Below are 901 nucleotides of genomic sequence, written 5' to 3' on the forward strand. Positions count from 1 at the left end.
AAAGTTCCTAACACGATCTTTGGTCGGTCCAGTTGATCAATCTGCGCCAGCAGATCAGGACGCAGGCGAGGCTGACGAAGCCGTCGTGGATGTCGAGTCGGCGTTCCCATCGGATGGCGAGCCGGCGGAACTGGTGCAGTAGGGCGAAGGTCTGCTCGACGACGTAGCGCAGCTTGCCCAGGCCCTTGATCCCGGTGGTCTTGGGCCTGGGGATGATCGGTTCAGTGCCGCGCTCGCGGCAGGCCTGACGGAACGCCGCACTGCTGTAAGCCTTGTCGGCCAGCAAGGTCGAAAACCGGCGCCGGGGCCGGCCCGGGCGGCCGCCGATGGGCGGGTAACAGTCGAGTAGATCGAGCGCGCGGCTGATGTCATGGACGTTCGCGCCGCTGGTCAGTACGTAGATCGGGGTGCCGTTACCGTCGCAGATCAGGTGATGCTTGGAGCCGGGTTTGCCGCGGTTGACCGGCGACGGGCCTGTCCCGGCACCCCCTTTTTCGCGTCGATGTGACTACCGTCCATCGCCGCACGTGACCAGTCGATCCGGTTCGCCGCGTTCAACCGGGCGAGCAATATCTGATGCACCTGGTCGAACACGCCCGCCTCGGTCCAGCGCTGTAACCTACGCCAGCAGGTCATCCCGGAACCGAACCCGAGTTCCTGCGGCAGATCTTCCCAGCCGATCCCGGTGTGCAGCACGAACAGAACGCCCTGCAGACACAACCGGTCAGGCACCGGCCGCGGCCCCGGAGCCTTCACCGGCCACGGCGGCAGTACCGGCTCGATCAGCTTCCACAACCCGTCGTCGACGACCCACGCCTTGCTCACGACGACCGAACGAGACTGATCTTCGGCTCGTCACGCTGATCACCGTCGATTCAGCAGATCGTGTTAGGAGCTTTTA

1 protein-coding gene is annotated in these 901 nt (G+C 64.5%); it reads right to left on the minus strand.

Features of this window, described 5'->3' with window-relative positions:
- Positions 1 to 7 precede the first annotated feature (7 nt).
- Positions 8 to 825 (minus strand): IS5 family transposase gene (locus Afe05nite_RS43525; protein ID WP_438869878.1). Its coding sequence is split into 2 segments (ribosomal slippage): positions 8 to 510 and positions 510 to 825, totalling 819 coding nucleotides; the frame shifts between segments, so codons are not numbered across the junction.
- Positions 826 to 901 lie beyond the last annotated feature (76 nt).

Source organism: Paractinoplanes ferrugineus (genome assembly GCF_016862195.1).
Taxonomy (GTDB): domain Bacteria; phylum Actinomycetota; class Actinomycetes; order Mycobacteriales; family Micromonosporaceae; genus Actinoplanes; species Actinoplanes ferrugineus.